The organism is Pseudogemmobacter sp. TB195 (genome assembly GCF_058313095.1).
Genome location: NZ_JBZEGG010000035.1, coordinates 1 through 18582 on the forward strand (window position 1 = coordinate 1; position 18582 = coordinate 18582).

Genomic DNA, 18582 nt, shown 5'->3' on the forward strand with positions numbered 1-18582 from the left:
CTTGCGTGCGCCAAGGTCGATGACATGCGCCCCGCCACCGAAAGCCTCGACCCTGGGGCGAGAACAGGTGTGGGCGAGATCGAACCCCCAGAGGCCGGTGAGGTTCAGTTCTTCGGCAAGACGCAGCACGAAGTTGATGACGCCCCCGACATCGCCCTGATCATCATCATGGATCCAGAGTTGCGAGCCGCTCGGCCCATCCTGCTGGACGAGGTCGAAGCCGTTGAACGCAGGCTCGTCAGCCTCCGCCTCTTCGGCGCGCAAGCGGTGGAACAGTGCCATCGCCTTGACGGCATTCTCGGGCGATCCCGCATCGAGCAGGCAGGAAAAGTGCGTGTAATAGTCAGCCATGACAGGCTCCTTGTCAGAAATGGAAAACCCGGCGCGAGGCCGGGCCTGGTCGGGATTGCGGAGGGAAACGGTCAGATGACCGAGGACGTGGCGGCCGCATGGGCGGCCAGCATCTGGCGGTAGAACCGCCGCCGGGCGAGCCTGAGGCCGGGATCCTTGCGGATACTGGGGTGGAAGGCACGGGCTGCGGCGCGCAGGACTGCGAAACCTGCGGCATCAGCTGTCAGGCCGAGAAGGGGGGAGAACGGATCAGGTGCCGGGGTCGGGGTGGCATGCAAAGGCTCAACCTCAGCCTCAATCTTTGGGGTGCGCCCCATCCAGGGTTTCGGACGGATCGCCCGCGCCCAGTCGGCAAAGCTCGGGATATGGCCGAGATCCTCGCGGACATGCTGCTCGCCCACCCAACGGGTCGGGATCACCCGGCCCGAGGACAGCGTCAGCGTCTTGCCGAACACGGTTTCCAGCAGAAAGATGCCTTCGGCATGGTGGCGCAAAGCTCGGTGCCGGAAGTCAGCAAGGATCAGTTTCGAGGAATCGAACCAGGAATGCAGCTCGATGTAATCCTCGACTTGGCCGCCCCATTTTTTCACCGAGGACAGGGAGTGATGATAGGGATGTGCCATGTTCTCCGCCCTCAGAAGCTGTGGTTGAATTGCTCGGACGAGGTGAACCGCTCATTGTAGTCGAGCAGGATCGTCCCGGCCTCGGCGTCGAAATGGAACTCACCAAACGCACCGTCGCAGTTTTCCCATCCGCCATGGCTGTCGGAAAGAAGATCATAGGCCAGGGTCTCGACGGCCTCGGACAGCGAGATAGTGCTGGTCGAAACCTCGCTGATGCCCCAGCTGACCTGCGCGAGCGTGATTTCCGTGTTCGGCATCGGCACCACGGTATCGCCGCAGCGGGCGTCAATATCCTCGACCTGCCCGCTGTCGCCGGCGCCGTCGAAGGTGACAATGATCTCGGTAATCCCGGCGGCGCGCATGGCCGCGAACAGGACCTCCTTGTTCTGTGCCATTGCGGTGGTGTTGAGCGTCTGATGCGCCAGCTGCGAGGCATCGAACTGCGCCATGGCGGCCGCCAGGCTGGCTTCCTGGGTTGTTGCGATATCTTGGGTCATCGGACTTCTCCTGAGAGCAAAGGGACGGGTGAAGCCGACCGGCGCTCTCTCTGGGATCGGAAGGCTCGCCCTTCCCAGACCCCTCCTCGATCTCTCCCGTGCCGGGTTCATCCCGGCTCCGCCGCGCGGCGGAGCCACAGGCGAGTGATCGCGCTCCCCCCGTGGACGGCGCTGCGCACAGCGAAAGCCGCCCGAAGGGGGTGAGGCGCTTGCGCGCCTCACTGCCAGGGGTCGATCTCGAGGGCGATGAGCGTCTCATCGCCATCATATTCATCGGCGGGCATGGCGGCATGGCTGCCATCGCCGGCCTGAAACACGACGATCGAGACCATCAGCGTAGCGGCGAGGCTGGCGGCGAATGCGGTGGCATCTTTCCTGGACATGGGACTGGCTCCTGTCTTTGGAGACGAGGGACCATCCCCCGCTCGACAGGCGCCCGAAGTGTCTGACCGGATCTGCAATCACCCTTGGGCGTTCGGGCCCCTTGCCCGAATCCCCGAGGGCGGCACGCGCGCGTAAGCCGACCCTTTACGGGTTGATTTCAAAGAGACGGATCGGACCAAGGTTTGCGAATGGAAGCGGGGATGGGGCTTTGGCTCTGACAGGTGCCTGATCCCATGACGGGATGCCTCCGCTCGCCACCGGCCTCGGAGCAAGATGGGCGCGTTCTTCGTCGTGTTGAAGACGGTGAAATCCGGTCCGCAAATTGAAGATGAATATTATACGGGAGACACTCACGACCGTCGGCCCCAGACATAAGGCCATGCCGCGCACAAGGAACCGGTGAAGACCACGCGCGGCGATCCTCGAGGAAAAAGGCCCGATACCAGCCAGCCGGCTTTCAGCTCAGACTCGGAAAATACCCCTGCCATTGCTCCAGGCGGGTTGATCAGGCACAAGAGTGGTCATGAGTGATCATATTGGCAGCAAATCCAGCGCAGCGCTTTTCCCGCTGCTGATCGGGACCAGGGCACGCCATGTGCCTGGGTTGCCTGTGCGCTGAGCATGCGCTGACCGCCGGGCAACCCCAGACCATTCCCTTGCAACACATCAGACCGGCACCCTGACGGGGCCGAGGGATTTGTCATGACACTCTGGACTGAACTGGCCCGCGCCTCGACCGAGGCGGGCGACGATATCCTGTTGCGCAAACGCGGCGATATCTATGAGATCCGCTTCAACGGCATCGAGTTGATGTCGAACATCATGTGGCGCTCCGAAGCGGTGCTGGCCGAGCGCAGCCTGCGACAGCTTGGCGGCGCGCCCCAACCTCGCCTGTTGATTGGCGGACTCGGCATGGGCTTCACCCTGCGGGCCGCGCTCGATCTCTCGCCCCCCGATGCGCAGGTCACAGTCTGCGAATTGATCCCGGCGATTGCAGAATGGAATCGCGGGGTTCTGGCCCCGCTGGCCGACCATCCACTGCGCGATCCGCGAGTGCAACTGCGGGTCATGGATGTGATGGATCTGCTTGCCGAAAGCGGCCCAGGCTTCGATGTGATCCTGATGGATACTGACAACGGGCCGGATTTTCTGGTCCGCGATGACAACCAGCGCCTCTACGGACAAACCGGCCTGAACGCGGTGCGGGATGCCCTGCGACCAAGCGGGATTGCGGCCTTCTGGTCTGCTGAGATCTCCGATCCATTTGAGGACAGGCTCAACGAACTTGGCTGGAACTGGCAGCGCGAGGACGTGCAATTGCCCGGCGGGCGGGTGGATGCCTTCCACCATATCTACCTAGCGCGGCAGTTCCAAGGTGAGCGAGTATCACCAGGGTTGGCGGTCGCGGGCCATATTCCGCCCGCACTGGTCTTGGCCCAGCCGGCAGGACCGGACATAAGCTGACATAAGATCAGCTCGGAGCATATCCCTGGACAGCGAACCACTCTTGCTCGCGGCGGCATTTCTGGCGGTCGCTCTGGTCTATGCGGCGGTCGGGCAAGCGGGCGCGTCCGGGTATATCGCGATCATGGGCGTGGCGGGCTTTGAACCGCTCGCCATGAAGACGACGGCGCTTTCGCTGAACCTCCTCGTCGCGGCAATCGGCACAGCCCTTTATCTTCGAAATGGCCGGTTGTCGTGGCGCAATGTCTGGCCCTTTGCCATCCTCGGGTTCCCCTTCTCGATGCTGGGTGGTGCCATCCATCTGCCAGGAACGCTCTATTTCCCATTGGTCGGGGCCGTTCTGATCCTGTCCGCGCTTCAAATGGCACGATCAGCATTTCTCGCCAGCCCCTCCCGCCCGGATACCCCGGTCATGCCGCCATTCATGGCAGCGCTCGTGACCGGGGCGGTCATTGGTTTTGTGTCAGGAACAACGGGAACGGGTGGAGGCGTGTTCCTGGCCCCCGTCATCCTGGGCATGAACTGGGCCACCCCACGCCAGACGGCGGCGACCACGGCCGTGTACAACCTTCTGAACTCGGCCGCAGCGCTGATCGGCGCCTATGCCGCCTGGGACCAGATGCCGTCCACCCTGCCCGGCTGGCTTTGCGCGGTCACAATCGGTGGGACAGCCGGTGCCTGGATCGGCAGTCGCTATCTGTCGGACCGCTGGCTGCGTGGCATCCTCTCGGTCCTGCTGTTCTCATCAGGGATCAAGCTGCTGATGTGATCCGGTCTCCTATCTCGGCCCGTCCAGCTCTCCCGATCTTGCCCTGGGAGCGAAACTTCTCTAACGTTTGCGCCACTTACTCGTTGGGGTGTCCCGGGCAACCGGGGCTGAGAGGCGATAGCCAACCCATCGAACCTGATCCGGTTCATACCGGCGGAGGGAACGGGTAGCTCTAGCATCTCACGGCGGGATTCCGTCCGTGCGCCAAGCCCCCAGAACCAGTCCGTCGGTCACTTTTGGGGGCGACGTGACAACCATCGCATTGACCATTGCAGGCTCCGACAGCGGCGGCGGGGCGGGGATTCAGGCAGATCTGAAGACCTTTTCGGCGCTCGGGGTTTACGGCGCGAGCGTGCTGACCGCGATCACGGCGCAAAACACCTGCGCTGTCACCGCCATTCAAAGCCTGCCCCCCGCCATCGTTCGCGCACAGATCGAGGCCGTCTTCGACGATCTCGCCGTGGGCGCGGTCAAAATCGGCATGCTCGGCGACCCCGAGGCGATCGCAACCGTGGCGACGGCGCTGAAGGACTGCGCGGTGCCGGTGGTGCTCGACCCGGTGATGGTGGCGAAATCCGGCGACCGGCTGCTTGCCGCCGAGGCGATTGCGGCCCTGCGCGAACGCCTGTTGCCGCTGGCCACTGTCCTGACCCCGAACCTGCCCGAGGCCGCCGATCTGCTCGCGATGCCCCCGGCACGCGACCACGCCACCCGGCAGGCACAGGGTGGCGCCCTGCGCGCCATGGACCCGGAATGGGTCATGATGAAGGGTGGCCATGCCGAAGGCCCGGTCTGCACCGATCTGCTGATCGGCCCTGCCCCGCTGGAAATCAGTGCGCCGCGCCTTGCCACCCGCAACACCCATGGCACCGGCTGCACGCTCTCGGCTGCGATTGCCGCCGGGCTGGCGCAGGGTCTGAGCGTGCCCGAAGCCGTGACCCGCGCGCATAGCTATCTGCAAGCGGCCATCGCGGCGGCGGACAGGCTTTCGGTCGGCTCGGGGCACGGGCCGGTGCATCATTTCCATGCCTGGTGGCCAGATGGGGAAAGACGGGCATGAACATCCGCATCCTCGGCGCGGGCGTCATGGGCCTTGTCATCGCCACCGAACTGACCTCACGCGGCCATCGCGTTGAAATCATTGACCCCGCAGGCCCGCCCGGGCCGCATGGCTGCTCATGGTGGGCGGGCGGAATGCTCGCACCGCATTGCGAAGTCGTGGATGCCGAAGAGCCGGTGGAGCGCCTTGGGTTGGCCGCAATCGACTGGTGGGACCGCCACACCGGCGCGGTGGAGCGCAAGGGCACGCTGGTGCTGACGCCCGAGCGCGACAGGGGCGAGCTGGCCCGCTTCGCCCGCCGCAGCCGGAACCACCGCAGCCTCGACGCTGACGGAATCGCGGCGCTGGAACCCGATCTTGCCGGGCGCTTCAACACGGGCCTGTTCTTCGAGACCGAGGCACATCTTTCCCCCCGCAAGGCCTTGCAGGCGCTGAAAAACCGCCTCGACGCCGCCGGTGTCGCGTTCCATTCCGAAGCACCCGCCCCCGCCCTGACCATCGACGCCCGAGGCCTCGCCGCCCGGGACGCACTGCCGGACCTGCGCGGCGTGCGGGGCGAGATGCTGGTGCTGCGCTGCCCCGGCGTCAGTCTCTCGCGCCCGGTGCGAATGCTGCATCCGCGCATGCCCCTTTACATCGTGCCGCGCGGCGATGGCATCTTCATGCTGGGCGCCACGATGATCGAGAGCGACCGGCGCGGCGTGGTCACCGCCCGCTCGCTTCTTGAACTCCTCTCCGCCGCATGGGCGCTGCATCCGGGGTTCGGCGAGGCCGAGGTGCTGGAACTCGGGGCCGATGCCCGCCCGGCCTTCCCCGACAACCTGCCCCGCCTGCGCAGACGTGGCGGCACCCTTTATGCCAACGGGCTTTACCGCCACGGCTTCCTGCTCTCTCCCGCTGTCGCCCGCATGGCGGCGGAGCATATCGAAACCGGCATCACCCCCGAATTCATGGACGAGGTTTCCTGATGGACATCACCCTCAATGGCGAGGCGCGGCAGACTGCTGCCACCACCCTTGCCGATCTGCTGGCCGAACAGGGCCTGACCGCCAAGGTGGCCACCGCCATCAACGGCAGTTTCGTGCCCGCCAGCCTGCGTGCTGCCACCCCGATCCGGCACGGCGACCGGATCGAGGCGCTTTCCGTCATGCAGGGGGGCTGAACCATGCCGGTCTTCTACGGGACAGAGGTCGAGAGCGCGCTGATGCTCGGGACCGCGCAGTATCCCTCGCCCGCAACCCTCGCCGAGGCGTTCCGCGCCTCGAAAGCCGGGATCGCCACGGTCAGCTTGCGCCGCGAACAGGGCGGCGGCCATGCATTCTGGGAGCTGATCCGCGGGCTTGGCACCCGCATCCTGCCCAATACCGCCGGCTGCCACACGGTCAAGGAGGCCGTGACCACCGCCCATATGGCGCGGGAATTCTTCGGCACCGACTGGATCAAGCTGGAGGTGATCGGCCATACCGACAGCCTGCAACCCGATGTCTTCGCGCTGGTCGAGGCCGCGCGGATCCTCGCGGAAGACGGGTTCAAGGTCTTCCCCTATTGCACCGAGGATCTGATCGTCTGCGACCGCCTGTTCCATGCGGGCTGCGCGGTACTGATGCCATGGGGCGCACCGATCGGCTCCGGCCTCGGGATCAACAACGCTTATGGGCTGCGGGCGCTGCGGGCCGAATTCCCCGACACCACCCTCGTCGTCGATGCCGGGATCGGCCTGCCGAGCCATGCCGCCCGCGCGATGGAAATGGGCTATGACGCCGTCCTTCTGAACACCGCCGTGGCCAAGGCGGGTGACCCCGCCGCGATGGCCCGCGCCATGGCGCTGGCGGTCGAGGCCGGACGCGCCGCCCACCGCGCCGATCCGATGGAGCCGCGCGACATGGCCACCCCCTCCACCCCCGTGATCGGAAAGGCTTTCCTCGCATGACCCTGCCGCGTTTCTACCCGATCTTCGACAGCGCCGATTGGATCGCGCGCATGCTGCCCCTTGGCATGCAACTCGTGCAGCTGCGCATCAAGGACCGACCGGAGGCCGAGACCCGCGCCGAGATCCGCCGCGCCCGCGATCTGTGTCGCGCAGCGGGGGCGATCCTCGTGATCAACGATTACTGGCAGATCGCCATCGAGGAAGGCTGCGACTGGCTGCATCTGGGACAGGAAGACCTCGACACCGCCGATCTGGGCGCGATCCGCGCGGCGGGGCTGAAGCTCGGGATCTCCACCCATGACGAGGAGGAGCTCGCCCGCGCATTGGCGGCCAAGCCCGATTACATCGCGCTCGGGCCGATCTGGCCGACGATCCTCAAGCAGATGAAATGGCACCGGCAGGGCACGGAAAAGCTGACCGAATGGAAGGCGAAGATCGGCACGACCCCCCTGATCGCCATTGGCGGCCTAAGCATCGCCCGCGCGCCCGAGGCCTTTGCGGCAGGCGCAGATGTGGTCTCGGCCGTCACCGACATCACGCTGAACCCGGACCCCGAAGGGCGCTTGCACGACTGGCTGGACGCCACGCGATGAGCCGTTACGCGAGGCAGGAGATTCTGCCCGAAATCGGGCGCGAGGGGCAGGCCCGCATCCGCGCCGCGCATCTTCTGGTGGTCGGCGCGGGCGGGCTTGGCGTGCCGGTCGTGCAATATCTGGCGGGCGCGGGCGTGGGGCGGATCACGCTGATTGATCCCGACCGGGTGGAGAAAAGCAACCTCCACCGCCAGCCGATCTACGCCGCCCATATCGGCCAGCCGAAAGCGCAGGCGGCGGCCGCCTTTGCCCATGCCCTGAACCCCGATGTCTCCGTCACCCCGGTGATCGACTGGCTGACCCCCGCCAATGCGCCTGCATTGATAGCAGACGCGGATCTGGTGCTCGATTGCGCCGACAGTTTCGCCGCCAGCTACACGCTGTCGGATCTGTGCCTGATACTCGGTAAGCCCTTGATTTCGGCCTCGGTTCTCGGGACCTCCGGCTATGTCGGCGGGTTTTGCGGCACCGCACCATCGCTGCGCGCGGTCTTCCCCGACCTGCCCGACACGCTTGCGACCTGCGCCACGGCTGGCGTCCTCGGCCCGGTGGTCGGCATGTTCGGGCTGATGCAGGCGCAAATGGTGCTGGCGGTGATCCTCGGCGCAGCCCCCTCGCCGCTCGGGCAGCTCTGGCGCTACGAGATGGCGGGGTTCAGGAGTTCCGCCTTCCGCTTCGATACGGCACCTGAGCCTGCAACCGCCCATCCGTTCATCGCCAAATCCCACCTGCGCAGCAGCGATTATGTCATCGAGCTGCGGCCCGAGGCCGAAGCTCCGATTCCGGTCGTCCCCGATGCCCTGCGCCTGCCCCCCGAGGCTTTTGGCCCCCGGGGGCCGATGCCAGCAGCCTGTCAGCGCGCCGTCTTCACCTGCCGCTCGGGCCTGCGCGCATGGCGCGCCGCCGACCGGCTCCGCCCGCATTGGCCCGGCGAGATCGCCCTTCTGGCCGATACATCCAGTTCCTGAGGAGACCTGACATGACCCCCACCCGCCTTGCGGCAACCCTTGCCGCGACCCTGCTGACGGCTGTGCCCGCCCTTGCGCAGGACCGCATGACGCTGATCCTCGACTGGTATGTGAACCCCGATCACGCGCCGGTCATCCTCGCGCAGGAAAAGGGCTTCTTTGCCGATCAGGGACTGACGGTCGAGATCATCGCCCCCGCCGATCCCAGCGAGCCGCCGAAACTGGTCGCCGCAGGCCGCGCCGATCTGGCGGTCAGCTATCAGCCGCAGCTGCATCTGCAGGTGCATGCGGGCCTGCCGCTGGTCCGCGTCGGCACATTGGTCGCAACGCCGCTGAACTGCCTGATGGTCGATGCCGACGGCCCGGTGCAAAACCTTGCCGACCTCAAGGGCCGCAAGGTGGGCTATTCGGTCTCGGGCGTCGAAGAAGCGGTGATGGCCGCCATGCTGGCCTCGGTGGATCTGACGCTGGCAGATGTCGAGATGATCAACGTCAACTGGTCGCTGACCCCCGCCGTGATGACGGGCCAGGTCGATGCCGTCATCGGCGCATTCCGCAATTTCGAGCTGACGCAGATGCGGCTGGCGGGCGCAAACGGGCGGTGCTTCTTCCCTGAGGAGGCCGGATTGCCAGGCTATGACGAGTTGATCTTCGTCGCCAACTCGGACAGCTTCGACCGCGACCGCATCACCCGCTTCCTCAGCGCCATCGAGCGCGGCACGGAATATATGCTCAACCACCCCGATGAGGCCTTTGCGGTGTTTTCCGCCACCGCGCCCGACCTCTCGGACGAGTTGAACACCCGCGCCTGGGCCGACACGCTGCCGCGCTTTGCCCATAGCCCGGCGGCGCTGGATCATGGCCGTTATGCGCGGTTCGAGACCTTCCTGCATGTAGCGGGGCTGGTGGACAGCATCCTGCCGGTCTCGGCGCTGGCGCTCGATCCGGGGGCAGCGGAATGAGCGCCCCCGATTACGGAACCAGTTTCAACGCCTGGCGGGCGGCGAGCGGCGAGCATTGGCGTGCCTACAGCCACCATGCCTTCGTTGAGGAGATGAAGGACGGCAGCCTGCCGCGCGAGGCCTTCCTGAACTACCTGCGGCAGGATTACGTCTTCCTGATCCACTTCTCCCGCGCCTGGTCGCTGGCGGTGGTCAAGGCGGGCAATCTGGAGGAAATGAAGGCCGCCAGCGCCACGGTCCACGCACTTTTGCACTTCGAGATGGATCTGCACATCCGCACCTGCGAGGCGGCGGGCATCACCCGCGCCGATCTGGAGGCGACGGAGGAAGCCCCCGAAAACCTCGCCTATACCCGCTATGTGCTGGAGGCGGGCTATTCAGGCGATTTTCTTGATCTGCTGGCGGCATTGGCGCCCTGTGTGCTGGGCTATGGCGAGATCGGCGCAAGGCTGCTGGCCGAGGCGGGCGACACCCCCTATCGCGACTGGATCGAGACCTATGGCGGCGCGGAGTTCCAGTCGCTCTGCCGCGACACCGGCGCCCTGATCGACCGGGCCGTGGCAGACCGGCTGGGGCCTGACGCGCAGTCCCTGCCGCGTTGGCAGCAGCTGTGCCGCCACTTCACCACCGCCACCAGGCTGGAAGCTGCCTTCTGGGGCCTTGGCCGGGCATGAACCCCGTCACCCTGGCAGGCCAGGTGCGGATCGGCGGGCAGGCCCTATTCCCACCGATCCGGCTGGAAATCCCGCCGGGCCAATGGACCGCACTGCTGGGTCCTTCGGGCGTGGGGAAATCCACTCTGCTGCGGCTGATTGCCGGTCTGCCGGTGGGGGGTACATTCGAGGGCTCCCTTGATGGCGCGCCGCCGGTCGCCCTGATGGCGCAGGATCCGGGGCTTCTGCCCTGGCTGGATCTCCGCCAGAACGCTGCCCTTGGTGCGCGGTTGCGCGGCGAGGCGCCCGATGCGGCGCGGCTGGCGGAAATACTGCAGCAAACCGGGCTGGCAGAACATGCACATAAGCGCCCCGCCGAGCTTTCCGGTGGCCAGCGCCAGAGGGTGGCGCTGGCGCGCACCCTGATGGAGGACCGGCCGCTTGTGCTGCTGGACGAGCCCTTTTCGGCACTGGATGCACGGATGCGCCTGAGGATGCAGGACCTGACAGCGCGGCTGTTGGCCGGGCGCAGCGTGTTGATGGTCACCCATGATCCGGCCGAGGCCGCGCGGCTGGCCGATCAGATCCTCGTGCTGACCGAGGCCGGGCTGACCCCGGCCACCCCGCCGCATGGACCGGCCCCCCGCCGGCCCTCCGATCCCGGGGTGCTGGCCTGTCAGGCAGAACTCCTCGCGCTGCTGACCGCAGGAGATATGGCATGACCCTGGTCCGCTCCGGCAAAATGCTGGTGATCCTCGCTCTGTGCGTTGCGCTCTGGCAGGGGCTGATCCTTGCAACCGGTCTGCCGCCCTTCCTGCTGCCGGGACCGGAGGCGGTGGCGCGCGCCCTGGTCAGCCATAATGCGGTCCTGACCCGCGCGACCCTGCGTACCCTGACCGAAATTGTTGCCGGCTTTGCGCTTGGTGCAAGCGTCGGCGCGACATTGGCGGTGCTCATGGCTGCCTTCCCCCGCCTGGCGCAGGCGCTACGTCCGGTGCTGCTCTTGTCGCAGGTGATCCCGACCTTCGCGCTGGCGCCGATCCTGACCCTTTGGCTGGGCTATGGCATGGCGCCCAAGATCGTGGTGGCGGCCCTGATCTGCTTCTTTCCGGTGGCCTCGGCCTTTCTCGACGGGTTGGAGCGCACCTCGCCCGCCTGTTTCGATCTGGCCCGGACCATGGGCGCGCGAAATTGGCGGGTGATGGCACATCTGAGGGTGCCGATGGCGCTGCCGATGCTGGGCAGCGGCCTGAAGCTTGCCGCTGTCTACGCCCCCATCGGCGCGGTGATCGGGGAATGGGTCGGCGGCTCGGAAGGCTTGGGCGCGGTGATGATCCATGCCAATGGCCGCATGCGGATCGACCTGACCTTCGCGGCGCTGGCGCTGGTGACGCTGATCGCACTGGCGTTCCACGCGCTGGTCGGGGCGGTGGTCAACCGAGCCTTCCGGCGGTTTGCACCGTCCTGATCCGCGCCCAAACTCGACAATCGGAGCAAGAAGACAACCATGCCTGTCGAAACCCCTCTCGCCGCCGGCCCACCCGCCCGGCCGATCGTCGCGGTGAACCGGTGCGGGTCAAATGCGTCCGTGGCAACAGTGTTCTGAGACATCATGGTGCGTGGGCTTTCCTGCGGGCTGGTGTGGCCACCAGCGTGATTGTGGTATCTGCGATCGTTTCGGCGAAACCGGCCCCAAAAAGCCCCGCGGATGTCTGGAAACCGGGGCGAACCTCGCCTGCTAGCACCCGTCTTGCAGCCTCGACTGCGGCAAGCGCCGTGAAGCCGTAGCCGTTCACGGTGTCGAGCCGGGCGTCGACAATCTTGCCATCCGCGCCGGTCACGGTCACTGCGGCCTGATAGCGGTTGGCCATGCGATCCCGCGCGCTTGGTCCGTCGGGCGTGTCAGACAGATCGCCGCCAGGGAAAGCATCGTCCGTAACATGCACAAAGGTCTCCACATCCGACGCGCCGGTCTGGCGCGCGATGGTGATAAGGTCAGGCAACGTCACGGGGAAGCATGCGACCGGTCCCTGCCCGAAATCGAAATCGCGCGACCCTGTGACGCTCTCTACCAGTCGGTCATCCATCCGCGTCAGTACCAGCCCGACCAGCCCCTGTGCTGCAGTGATGGCCGATCCGCGCGACATTGGCCCCGCGACATTTAATGCGATGCTAATCCGCCTTGGCCGGTCCAACCTTCGCGCCGCCCGTGCGGCAAGAGAGCCGAGCATCGCCACACTGCCACCACTTCCGGGCAACAGCATCACTCCCGCTGCCCGCGCCGCATCATCAAGCTCGGCGGCGAGATGATAGCTGTCGAGCTCTGCCGCGACGTCGAGGTAGTGCACCCCCCGCCGCAGGGCAGCCCGCATCATTGGCCCTGCCGTATGCCGGAACGGACCAGCGGTGTTCAACACAACGCTGACGCCTTGAAGGCCTGCGTCCAAACTGTCGCGGTCATCCAGCGCAAAGGCCAGATGTTCAACTCTCAACTCTTGCGCCATGGTTTGTAGCGCGCTCGCGTTACGCCCGGCTAGCAGCAGCGGCACTCCCGCTGCCTGTGCCAGTGCCGCCGCCATTCGCCCGGTATATCCGGTGGCTCCATAGATCATCAGTCGCATCATCGGTGTTGCCAGTCCTTGTAGACAAATTCGAGGCTGTAGCCGTCGGGGTCGCGGACCTGCGCTGCATAGTAGCGCGGGTCGTAATGCAGCTGCGAGCCGGGGCCGTGCAGGTCTTGCCCCCCGGCAGCAAGGGCGGCCGCATGGGCCGCCTGCACCGCCCGCTCACTGTCGGCGACGAAGCCCAGATGCACCGCGCCCGGGGCAGGTTGGCCCTGCCGCAGCCAGAAGAAAATGCGGCCGCCGGCCCCAAAGCCCTTCAGGTCGGGATGCCCGTTCGTGCCGTCGTAATCATGGCGCTGCGTGAACCCCAACCCCGGCAGCACCGCCTGATAGAAAGCGATGGAGCGGCTCAGGTCGCGCACGGTCAGAAAGATATGGTCCAGCATGGCGGCCTCAGATCATGTAACCGCCGCCGACCTCGATCGACTGCGCATTGATCCAGCGGTTCTTGTCGGACAACAGGCTGGCGATCACGCTGCCGACCTCGACCGCCTCCCCCACCCGGCCCAAGGCGGTCTGGCCTGCCAGCAGGGTTTCGAACGCCTCGTTCAGGCCACCGCCCAGTTCGGTGCGGATGGGGCCCGGCGCGATGGAATTGGCGCGGATGCCCCGGTCGCCGAACTCCTTGGCCTGATAGCGAGTCAATACCTCGAGCCCGGCCTTGAAGCTGGCATAGGGGGCGACGCCTGCGGTGGCGACCCGCGCGGTGGCGCTGACTAGATTGACGATATGCCCGCCCTCGGCCATCAGCGGCAGCAGCGCCTGCGTCAGGAAGAACGGCCCCTTCAGATGCACGCGGTAGAGGCTGTCGAACTGGTCTTCGCTTACGGTCTCCATCAGGTTGTAAAGGCCATAGCCTGCGTTGTTGACCAGCGCGTCGAACCGATCGCGCCCCCAGACCCTGGCCAGCGCCTCGGACACCGCCGCCGCAAACCCTGGGAAAGAGGCACTGTCGCCCACATCCAGCGGCAGTGCTATGGCGCGCCCGCCCGCCGCCTCGATCCGGGCGACGACCGCCTCGGCCTTGGTGCGGTTGGCATTGTAGGTCAGGATGATCCCCATCCCCTCGCTTGCGCATTCAATCGCGGTGGCGGCGCCAATGCCGCGGCTACCGCCGGTGATGATGACGATCTTCATGGGCTGTTCCTTTGCGGTTGTCCTGCATCCTAGCTAGGCCAGACCCGCCGCCAGCGCGGCCCCGATCATGGCGCAAACTTGCCTGATCCTGCTTTCCGGCACCTGCGCCATTGGCACCGGCGGCAATGGGGCGCATCACTGCCCCAGCACAGAAGAGGCCGCTCGCCCATGTCCGATCCGACGCCTGTCGACGCCACGCAAAGCACCCTGGACGAGTTGCGCCACCTGCTGGCGCATGCCGGAAACCGGCGCACAGAGACCGGAATCCCGCGGCTTGCCATGGTCAGGGGGCGGGTTCCCGAACATGAACTGGCGGCGGTCTATGCCCCCATGGTCAACCTGATCCTGCAAGGGTCCAAAACCATGTCGGTCGGCGACCGGACGCTGCGCTATGATCCGGCGACCTATTTCGTGATGTCGGTCGATCTGCCCGCCATCGGCACGATCCATGCGGCACCGGATGGTGCGCCCTATCTGGCTGTGGCCCTGACGCTGGAGCCTGCGCTCATCGCGGCCCTGCTGGCCGAGATCCCGCCGATCCGCAGTGCCGCGCGACCCGAGGGGTTTTCGGTCGCCGCCGTTACGCCAGAGCTGCTCGATGCCTGGGCGCGGCTGCTGCGCCTGTTGACCCGGCCCGAGGACATTCCCGCGCTGGCCCCGATCTATGAACGCGAGATCCTTTATCGCGTGCTGTCCGGCCCGATGGGGGCGATGATGCGCGACATCGCCACCCCCGACACCATGCTGCACCGGGTGCAGCAGGTGATCGCATGGCTGCGGCGCAACTACATGGAACCTGTCACCATCGAGGCGATGGCCAGCCGCGCGGCAATGTCGGTCTCGTCCTTCCATCGGCATTTCAAAAGCGTGACCTCGCTCAGCCCGCTGCAATTCCAGAAGCAGCTGCGGCTGTTGCAGGCGCGCACGTTGCTGCTGACCGGGGCGGACAATGCCACCTCGGTCGGGTTCAGTGTGGGCTACGCAAGCACCACCCAGTTCAGCCGGGAATACGCCCGCCTGTTCGGCCTGCCCCCGTCACGCGATGCCGCGCGGGTGCTGGCGGAAATCCGCAGCGGCGCGGCTTCGGCCTGAAGGACACCAACGGATGACCGCTTTCACACATATCGCCCTTGGCACCAACGACATCGCACGGGCGCGCCAATTCTATGACGCGGTGCTGGCCCCGCTGGGCTGGGCCCGGATGTTCGATCTGGGCGAGACGGGATCAATGTGGGGCAGAGAGGCACCCAGCCTGATGATCACCCGACCCCGCGATGGACATCCCGCGACGGCGGGCAATGGCACGACCGTCAGCTTCCATGCGCCCGATGAGGGGGCGGTGCGCGCCTTTCATGCCGCAGCCCTGGCACTTGGCGCGCCGGATGAAGGCGCGGTTGGTCCCCGTGTCTGGGCACCGGGCGCGGTGGCCGCCTATACCCGCGACCCTGATGGCAACAAGCTGGCGGTCTATGCGCTGCCCGCGGCGGGCTAGCGGACCGGCGACCGGTGTCCGGTCTGCGGGCAGGGTCCGCAACGGTCTTTGTGGTCGCTACCCGATCTGCGCAAGCAGCTCCGACACGCATATGCATCGGGGGAACGCATGCCGGACGGGCAGGATATCGACTTCGACCTTTTTGTGATCGGTGGCGGATCGGGGGGCGTGCGTGCCGCGCGCGTCGCGGCTGGTCAGCATGGCGCCCGCGTGGGCCTTGCCGAGGAATACCGGATGGGCGGCACATGCGTGATCCGGGGGTGCGTGCCTAAAAAGCTGATGGTCAATGCCGCCGCATTGGGGGCCGGGATCGAGGATGCCGGCGCCTATGGCTGGCAGGTCGAACGGCAAGGGTTCGACTGGCCGATCTTCCAGAAGAATCTGACCGCCGAGCTCGACCGGCTCGAGGCGGCCTATCGCCGGACGCTGGCTGCTGCCAATGTCGAGATTTTCGATGTCCGTGCCCGGCTGATCGACCCGCAGACCATCGGGCTGGCGGATGGCCGAGTGGTCCGCGCGCGCCATATCCTGATCGCCACCGGCGGGGTGCCGATCCTACCGGACCTGGTCCATGGGCATGACGTTCTGACCTCGAACGATGTGTTCGATCTGCCGGCCCTGCCCGGTGATCTGCTTATTGTGGGGGGCGGCTATATTGCATGCGAATTTGCGTCGATCATGGCCGGGCTGGGGGTGAAGGTGACGCTGGCCTGTCGCGGCCCGCAGATTCTGCGTGGGTTCGACGGCGAGGCTCGTCAGCTCGTGGCGGAAGCTCTGCAACGGCAGGGGGTTGAGCTGCGTCTTTCCTGTCGGGTGACGGGCCTTGACTGGGCCGGGCGGGGTCATCGGGTGTGCTTCTCTGACGGCGGTACGGCGGTGTTCGAGCATATACTCTATGCCACGGGCAGGCGTCCCAACACGGGTGATCTGGGGCTGGCGGTGGCGGGCGTGCAAACCGGGCCGGACGGACGGATTGTTGTCGATGCCCGATCCGCGACCACTGCCCCGAACATCTATGCCGTTGGTGATGTCAGCAGCCAGATTGCCCTGACACCCATTGCGATCCGGCAGGGCCATGGCTTGGCCGACCATCTGTTCGGCGCGCAACCCGCGCGATCCGTGCCGCCCATGATTGCCAGTGCGGTCTTCACCCGCCCCGAGATCGGCAGCATCGGCCAGACAGAGGAGGATCTTGCGACAACCCCCGGCATCGACATCTATGCTGCCCGCTTCCGTCCGATGAAATCGCTTTTCGCCGGACGCGAGGCCGATCACGCGCTAATGAAGCTGATCGTCGAGCGGGCCAGTGACCGGGTGCTTGGCTGTCACATCGTTGCCCCCGATGCGGGCGAGCTGATCCAGCTGGCGGCCGTGGCAGTCACCATGGGCGCGACCAAGGCCGACTTTGACCGCACGCTGGCCGTGCATCCGACCATGGCAGAAGAGCTTGTGACCATGGCACGCCCTGTCCGGTCGACCTGAGCTCGAGCGGCTGAACGGTCCCGCAACCTGTCCGCCAGCCGAACGCTTCCATCCTGTTGCTGGAGCCGGTCCCCCCCAGCAGATAGCCTCGGACAAAGGGCCGCAGATGCAGGAGGACAAGGTGTCTGTCCGGCCCCCGAACGGGAGGAAACCATGGTGAAATCACTTCAAGATGCGATGACTGCGTCCGCCGACTATCTGGACGATCTGCGCAACATCTCGGCTGCGGCCTATTCATTCCCTGTCGTTCCGGCAGAGTTTTCCAACTGGCGCGACGAACAGACCGCCTGGACGACCAGCGCGGTGCTGCTTGATCAGACCCATCACATGACCTATCAGTATATGACGGGCCCCGATGTTCTGAAGCTGATCTCGGCGGTGGCCGTGAACAGCCTGAAGGGCTTTGCCCCCGACAAGGCCAAGCAGATCATCTGCGCCGCACCCGATGGCGGCTTTATCGGTGATGGGGTGCTGTTCTATCTGGCCGAGAATGAACTTCTGGTCGTCGGGCGGCCCATCGTGCCGAACTGGCTGAAGTACAACGCCGAAAGACTTGGCCTGGATGTCGAGATCACGCGTGAGGACCGCTCTCCCTCGGATCCGGGGGGGCGGGCCGTCAACCGCAGCCTCTACCGCTATCAGATCCAGGGTCCGCATGCGATGGACATCATCACCAAGCTGAACGGTGGTGTGCGGCCAGAGATCAAGTTCTTCAACATGGGCCGCATCCGGATTGCCGGACGCGAGGTACGCGCACTGCGCCATGGCATGGCCGGCACCCCGGGCCTCGAGATCTGGGGCCCCTATGCCGAACGCGAGGAAATCCGCGCGGCGATCCTGGAGGCGGGCGCCGAATTCGGCATCCGTGCGGTCGGATCGCGGGCCTATGCCTCGACGGTGTTCGGCTCGGCCTGGATTCCTTCGGCGCTGCCCGCGATCTATACTGGGGAGGCGATGCGGCCCTACCGCGAATGGCTGCCCGCCACCAGCTATGAGGCCCGCGCGGCCATTGGTGGCAGCCATGTGCCCGGCCGGTTCGAGGATTACTACCTGACGCCGTACGAGATGGGCTATGGCAACTTCATCAAGTTCGACCATGACTTTATCGGGGCCGAGGCCCTCCAGGCGATGGACCCTGCCGCGCAGCGCCGCAAGGTTACCTATGTCTGGAACCCCGAGGATGTGGCGCGCGTCATGGCCTCGATGTTCGACCCCGACCAGTTGCCCTACAAATACATCGAGCTACCGCTGTCGAACTATTCCTCGCATGACTATGATGCGGTACGCCAGAATGGACGGGCTGTTGGCTTGTCGATGTATGCTGGCTGCGAGTGGAATTACCGGATGATGGTCTCGCTTGGGATCGCCGCGCCCGATGTCGAGATCGGCGCCGAGGTTTCGATCCTTTGGGGCGAGCCAGAAGGCGGCACCCGCAAAAGCAACGTCGAACGTCACCGCCAGACCGAAATCCGCGCAAGGGTGGAAGTGGCCCCCTATTCGCCCATCGCCCGCACGCAATATGCCGAAGGTTGGCGGTCGCGCGTCCCCGCCTGACACTGCAGGCCCCGGACGACTGCCGTCTGGGGCGCCTGC

At 65.9% G+C, this 18582-nt stretch carries 22 protein-coding genes, 1 pseudogene and 1 riboswitch; of the genes and pseudogenes, 16 read left to right on the forward strand and 7 right to left on the reverse strand.

The annotated features are described in order from the left end of the window. The 4 genes and pseudogenes from AC4FS3_RS25575 to AC4FS3_RS25590 all read right to left on the reverse strand — a co-directional run. The coding region (locus AC4FS3_RS25575; RefSeq protein ID WP_491022848.1) for a hypothetical protein at positions 1-351 on the reverse strand (351 nt) is incomplete at its 3' end. 263 nt (positions 352-614) lie between these two features. Continuing rightward, positions 615-974, reverse strand: a pseudogene (locus AC4FS3_RS25580) (DUF6915 family protein); the annotation flags it as partial. Between the two features lie 11 nt (positions 975-985). Beyond that, positions 986-1471, reverse strand: coding sequence for a DUF6878 family protein (locus AC4FS3_RS25585; protein WP_491022849.1), 486 nt, complete (start codon positions 1469-1471; stop codon positions 986-988). A gap of 218 nt (positions 1472-1689) precedes the next feature. Beyond that, on the reverse strand, positions 1690-1854 hold the full coding sequence (locus AC4FS3_RS25590; protein WP_491022850.1) for a hypothetical protein: 165 nt from the start codon (positions 1852-1854) through the stop codon (positions 1690-1692). Positions 1855-2557: 703 nt separating this feature from the next. Here AC4FS3_RS25590 and AC4FS3_RS25595 point away from each other — a divergent pair. The 12 genes from AC4FS3_RS25595 (at position 2558) to AC4FS3_RS25650 (ending at position 11722) form a co-directional block, all read left to right on the forward strand. Continuing rightward, on the forward strand, positions 2558-3319 hold the full coding sequence (locus AC4FS3_RS25595) for a spermidine synthase (protein WP_491022851.1): 762 nt from the start codon (positions 2558-2560) through the stop codon (positions 3317-3319). Positions 3320-3362: 43 nt separating this feature from the next. Further along, positions 3363-4088 (forward strand): sulfite exporter TauE/SafE family protein, encoded by a 726-nt coding sequence (locus AC4FS3_RS25600; protein ID WP_491022852.1) that lies wholly within the window; start codon positions 3363-3365, stop codon positions 4086-4088. Between the two features lie 74 nt (positions 4089-4162). Further along, positions 4163-4267, forward strand: a riboswitch (TPP riboswitch). Positions 4268-4335: 68 nt separating this feature from the next. After that, positions 4336-5148 carry a bifunctional hydroxymethylpyrimidine kinase/phosphomethylpyrimidine kinase gene (thiD, locus tag AC4FS3_RS25605; RefSeq protein ID WP_491022853.1) on the forward strand — a complete coding sequence of 271 codons (813 nt, stop codon included), beginning with the start codon at positions 4336-4338 and terminating at the stop codon, positions 5146-5148. Continuing rightward, positions 5145-6116 (forward strand): FAD-dependent oxidoreductase, encoded by a 972-nt coding sequence (locus tag AC4FS3_RS25610; protein ID WP_491022854.1) that lies wholly within the window; start codon positions 5145-5147, stop codon positions 6114-6116. Before thiD ends, AC4FS3_RS25610 begins: the two co-directional genes overlap by 4 nt. Beyond that, the gene (thiS, locus tag AC4FS3_RS25615) at positions 6116-6310 is read left to right on the forward strand and encodes a sulfur carrier protein ThiS (protein WP_491022855.1); all 195 of its coding nucleotides are present in this window, start codon (positions 6116-6118) and stop codon (positions 6308-6310) included. Before AC4FS3_RS25610 ends, thiS begins: the two co-directional genes overlap by 1 nt. Positions 6311-6313: 3 nt before the next feature. After that, the gene (locus AC4FS3_RS25620) at positions 6314-7078 is read left to right on the forward strand and encodes a thiazole synthase (protein WP_491022856.1); all 765 of its coding nucleotides are present in this window, start codon (positions 6314-6316) and stop codon (positions 7076-7078) included. Next, complete coding sequence (locus AC4FS3_RS25625; RefSeq protein WP_491022857.1) at positions 7075-7671, forward strand: thiamine phosphate synthase; 597 nt, start codon at positions 7075-7077, stop codon at positions 7669-7671. The genes AC4FS3_RS25620 and AC4FS3_RS25625 overlap by 4 nt, the downstream gene beginning before the upstream one ends. Continuing rightward, positions 7668-8639: a HesA/MoeB/ThiF family protein gene (locus AC4FS3_RS25630; protein ID WP_491022858.1), complete on the forward strand. Its 972-nt coding sequence runs from the start codon at positions 7668-7670 to the stop codon at positions 8637-8639. The genes AC4FS3_RS25625 and AC4FS3_RS25630 overlap by 4 nt, the downstream gene beginning before the upstream one ends. 11 nt (positions 8640-8650) lie before the next feature. Next, a complete protein-coding gene (locus AC4FS3_RS25635; RefSeq protein ID WP_491022860.1) occupies positions 8651-9601 on the forward strand; it encodes an ABC transporter substrate-binding protein in 951 nt (316 codons plus the stop codon). Next, complete coding sequence (locus AC4FS3_RS25640; protein WP_491022861.1) at positions 9598-10275, forward strand: TenA family protein; 678 nt, start codon at positions 9598-9600, stop codon at positions 10273-10275. The genes AC4FS3_RS25635 and AC4FS3_RS25640 overlap by 4 nt, the downstream gene beginning before the upstream one ends. After that, positions 10272-10976 (forward strand): ABC transporter ATP-binding protein, encoded by a 705-nt coding sequence (locus AC4FS3_RS25645; RefSeq protein ID WP_491022862.1) that lies wholly within the window; start codon positions 10272-10274, stop codon positions 10974-10976. The genes AC4FS3_RS25640 and AC4FS3_RS25645 overlap by 4 nt, the downstream gene beginning before the upstream one ends. Further along, the gene (locus tag AC4FS3_RS25650) at positions 10973-11722 is read left to right on the forward strand and encodes an ABC transporter permease (protein ID WP_491022863.1); all 750 of its coding nucleotides are present in this window, start codon (positions 10973-10975) and stop codon (positions 11720-11722) included. The genes AC4FS3_RS25645 and AC4FS3_RS25650 overlap by 4 nt, the downstream gene beginning before the upstream one ends. Positions 11723-11864: 142 nt before the next feature. Here the strand turns inward: AC4FS3_RS25650 and AC4FS3_RS25655 are convergent, their stop codons facing one another. The 3 genes from AC4FS3_RS25655 to AC4FS3_RS25665 are packed head-to-tail and all read right to left on the reverse strand — an operon-like array spanning position 11865 to position 14015. Further along, positions 11865-12866: a saccharopine dehydrogenase NADP-binding domain-containing protein gene (locus AC4FS3_RS25655; RefSeq protein WP_491022864.1), complete on the reverse strand. Its 1002-nt coding sequence runs from the start codon at positions 12864-12866 to the stop codon at positions 11865-11867. An 8-nt stretch (positions 12867-12874) separates the two neighbouring features. Next, positions 12875-13264, reverse strand: a complete 390-nt coding sequence (locus AC4FS3_RS25660; RefSeq protein WP_491022865.1) for a VOC family protein — start codon at positions 13262-13264, stop codon at positions 12875-12877. Positions 13265-13271: 7 nt separating this feature from the next. Next, entirely contained in the window at positions 13272-14015 is a 744-nt protein-coding gene (locus AC4FS3_RS25665) for an SDR family NAD(P)-dependent oxidoreductase (protein ID WP_491022866.1), read from the reverse strand. Between the two features lie 168 nt (positions 14016-14183). Here AC4FS3_RS25665 and AC4FS3_RS25670 point away from each other — a divergent pair, with 168 nt between their 5' ends. The 4 genes from AC4FS3_RS25670 to ligM all read left to right on the forward strand — a co-directional run bounded on the left by AC4FS3_RS25670 (position 14184) and on the right by ligM (position 18543). Beyond that, the gene (locus tag AC4FS3_RS25670) at positions 14184-15107 is read left to right on the forward strand and encodes an AraC family transcriptional regulator (RefSeq protein WP_491022867.1); all 924 of its coding nucleotides are present in this window, start codon (positions 14184-14186) and stop codon (positions 15105-15107) included. Between the two features lie 13 nt (positions 15108-15120). Beyond that, positions 15121-15507 (forward strand): VOC family protein, encoded by a 387-nt coding sequence (locus tag AC4FS3_RS25675; RefSeq protein ID WP_491022868.1) that lies wholly within the window; start codon positions 15121-15123, stop codon positions 15505-15507. Positions 15508-15615: 108 nt separating this feature from the next. After that, entirely contained in the window at positions 15616-16989 is a 1374-nt protein-coding gene (gene gorA / locus AC4FS3_RS25680; RefSeq protein WP_491022869.1) for a glutathione-disulfide reductase, read from the forward strand. A 153-nt stretch (positions 16990-17142) separates the two neighbouring features. After that, positions 17143-18543 carry a vanillate/3-O-methylgallate O-demethylase gene (ligM, locus tag AC4FS3_RS25685; protein WP_491022870.1) on the forward strand — a complete coding sequence of 467 codons (1401 nt, stop codon included), beginning with the start codon at positions 17143-17145 and terminating at the stop codon, positions 18541-18543. Positions 18544-18582: the final 39 nt, after the last annotated feature.

Coding starts and splice junctions, on each gene's coding strand:
- AC4FS3_RS25645 (WP_491022862.1), top strand. CDS start 10,272: ATGAACCCCGTCACCCTGGCAGGCCAGGTGCGGATCGGCGGGCAGGCC.
- AC4FS3_RS25630 (WP_491022858.1), top strand. CDS start 7,668: ATGAGCCGTTACGCGAGGCAGGAGATTCTGCCCGAAATCGGGCGCGAG.
- thiS (WP_491022855.1), top strand. CDS start 6,116: ATGGACATCACCCTCAATGGCGAGGCGCGGCAGACTGCTGCCACCACC.
- gorA (WP_491022869.1), top strand. CDS start 15,616: ATGCCGGACGGGCAGGATATCGACTTCGACCTTTTTGTGATCGGTGGC.
- AC4FS3_RS25670 (WP_491022867.1), top strand. CDS start 14,184: ATGTCCGATCCGACGCCTGTCGACGCCACGCAAAGCACCCTGGACGAG.
- AC4FS3_RS25650 (WP_491022863.1), top strand. CDS start 10,973: ATGACCCTGGTCCGCTCCGGCAAAATGCTGGTGATCCTCGCTCTGTGC.
- ligM (WP_491022870.1), top strand. CDS start 17,143: ATGGTGAAATCACTTCAAGATGCGATGACTGCGTCCGCCGACTATCTG.
- AC4FS3_RS25660 (WP_491022865.1), bottom strand. CDS start 13,264: ATGCTGGACCATATCTTTCTGACCGTGCGCGACCTGAGCCGCTCCATC.
- AC4FS3_RS25675 (WP_491022868.1), top strand. CDS start 15,121: ATGACCGCTTTCACACATATCGCCCTTGGCACCAACGACATCGCACGG.
- AC4FS3_RS25590 (WP_491022850.1), bottom strand. CDS start 1,854: ATGTCCAGGAAAGATGCCACCGCATTCGCCGCCAGCCTCGCCGCTACG.
- AC4FS3_RS25610 (WP_491022854.1), top strand. CDS start 5,145: ATGAACATCCGCATCCTCGGCGCGGGCGTCATGGGCCTTGTCATCGCC.
- AC4FS3_RS25635 (WP_491022860.1), top strand. CDS start 8,651: ATGACCCCCACCCGCCTTGCGGCAACCCTTGCCGCGACCCTGCTGACG.
- AC4FS3_RS25585 (WP_491022849.1), bottom strand. CDS start 1,471: ATGACCCAAGATATCGCAACAACCCAGGAAGCCAGCCTGGCGGCCGCC.
- AC4FS3_RS25665 (WP_491022866.1), bottom strand. CDS start 14,015: ATGAAGATCGTCATCATCACCGGCGGTAGCCGCGGCATTGGCGCCGCC.
- AC4FS3_RS25595 (WP_491022851.1), top strand. CDS start 2,558: ATGACACTCTGGACTGAACTGGCCCGCGCCTCGACCGAGGCGGGCGAC.
- AC4FS3_RS25620 (WP_491022856.1), top strand. CDS start 6,314: ATGCCGGTCTTCTACGGGACAGAGGTCGAGAGCGCGCTGATGCTCGGG.
- AC4FS3_RS25640 (WP_491022861.1), top strand. CDS start 9,598: ATGAGCGCCCCCGATTACGGAACCAGTTTCAACGCCTGGCGGGCGGCG.
- AC4FS3_RS25625 (WP_491022857.1), top strand. CDS start 7,075: ATGACCCTGCCGCGTTTCTACCCGATCTTCGACAGCGCCGATTGGATC.
- AC4FS3_RS25655 (WP_491022864.1), bottom strand. CDS start 12,866: ATGATCTATGGAGCCACCGGATATACCGGGCGAATGGCGGCGGCACTG.